This window comes from Nocardioides sp. CPCC 206348, assembly GCF_048654705.1.
In the GTDB taxonomy this organism is placed as follows: Bacteria; Actinomycetota; Actinomycetes; order Propionibacteriales; family Nocardioidaceae; genus Nocardioides.
The window spans coordinates 91,709-92,427 of sequence record NZ_JBMCZA010000239.1; the positions used below are offsets into that span (position 1 = coordinate 91,709).

General features: G+C 69.4%; 2 protein-coding genes. One reads left to right on the plus strand and one right to left on the minus strand.

Going from position 1 to position 719, the window contains the following annotated elements; genetic code table 11:
- Positions 1 to 307, minus strand: a 307-nt coding sequence (locus ACOADB_RS27715; protein WP_378606736.1) for an FAD-binding oxidoreductase, incomplete at its 3' end; no start/stop codon positions are given.
- Positions 308 to 393: 86 nt separating this feature from the next.
- Here ACOADB_RS27715 and ACOADB_RS27720 point away from each other — a divergent pair.
- Positions 394 to 719 (plus strand): LLM class flavin-dependent oxidoreductase (locus ACOADB_RS27720; protein WP_378606739.1); only part of this gene is annotated, 326 nt, incomplete at its 3' end.

Below are 719 nucleotides of genomic sequence, written 5' to 3' on the forward strand. Positions count from 1 at the left end.
CGGCGGTCTCCGCGACGGGGTCGATCGAGATGACCTGGTTCATGTGGCGGCTGAAGTCGATGACGACGCCGCGGCCGATCGCGTTGCCCGCGACCGACGTCCCGGCGCCCCGGCAGGTGACCGGCAGGCCCAGCTCGCGCGCGGCGGCCAGCGTGGCGCGCACGTCCTCGGCGGTGTGCGGGAACACCACGGCGGCGGGCAGCACGCGGTAGAGCGAGGCATCGGAGGAGTAGGCCGCGAGGACGGCCGCATCGTCGGTGACGTCGGGGGCCCCGTGCTGGATGATCTGCTGGGCGACTCCGGACACGACCTGAATCTATCGGGTCGGGTCCCGACACCCGACCGCTACGCTCCCTACCGGACTTGCAGAACCCGACTTACGGAGGAACACCCATGCGCCTCGGCATGATCATCGACTACTCAGGCGGGTTCGCCGAGACCGTGGAGCTGCTCCAGGAGTACGAGCGCAATGGACTCGACCTGGTCGCCGTCGCGGAGGCGTACTCCTTCGACTCGGTCAGCCAGCTCGGCTACATCGCCGCCAAGACCGAGCGGCTCGAGCTGATGTCGGGCATCTTCCAGATCTACACGCGCACCCCGTCGCTGACCGCGATGACCGCCGCCGGTCTGGACTTCGTGTCCAACGGCCGCTTCACGCTCGGCCTCGGCGCGAGCGGCCCCCAGGTCATCGAGGGCTTCCACGGCGTGAAGTACGACGC